A 737-nucleotide genomic window follows, 5' to 3' on the forward strand; every position below is an offset into this window, starting at 1 on the left:
GGGTCGGTGAAGGTGGGGATGCGGGGGCTCGTGAACGGCTCAAGGGCTGCCCGCAAATGACCTGCGGCGGTCGGTGGGAGGAGGCCGGTGAGTTTCGTCATCCCGGTCTTCTCCGTGACCAAGGTCAGGTGACGTTTCTCGTGCAGTTGCGCCTCGGTGGGCTCTGCACCGTCGGGGTCGAGGTGCGCGATCATCCGTACCGCGAAACGGTCGATGACATCTGCGGAGTAGCACTGGCCCCCCAACGACTCTTGCGCCAGAGACACCAGTTGCGCTTCGGCCTCGATCAGAGCATCCGTGAACCCGGTACTTTTCGCCACCCTGCCGAGCCGTGTCGTGATCACGGTCGCCACGTCGAAACCGATCGCACCCAACCCGACCGCCTCCGCGACGTGGGAGAACGCGGGCAGGTTCGGCAGACCACACAGCGACATCGTGACCCGCAGCTGGCCACCGACCTTCATCAGCTTCTTCGCCGTGTGCTCGCTCGTACCCGTATTCGCGGCCAAAAACCCGGCCGGGGTGGTGAAGTTCGACGCCTTCGACAACCCGTCCTCGCCGAGCTCGGGTCTGCACCTCTCAGCCACCTCCCCAGCCAGTCGCAGACGCAACGAATCCGCCAACCGCACCAGGTACTCGACCTGCACCACCCCGGCCATCAACTCACCGGTGGCAAGCCCGGTGGGCGCGGCAGCCCCGGCACCCGATCCGGGGTCGAGTACGCCCAACCCGATGAG

General features: G+C 66.1%; 1 protein-coding gene. It reads right to left on the bottom strand.

What is annotated here, in order from left to right; genetic code table 11:
• A partial coding sequence (locus B7R24_RS08840) for a DUF222 domain-containing protein (protein ID WP_116418613.1) occupies positions 1 to 737 on the bottom strand: 737 nt, incomplete at both ends.

The organism is Subtercola boreus (assembly GCF_003399645.1).
Lineage (GTDB): Bacteria > Actinomycetota > Actinomycetes > Actinomycetales > Microbacteriaceae > Subtercola > Subtercola boreus_A.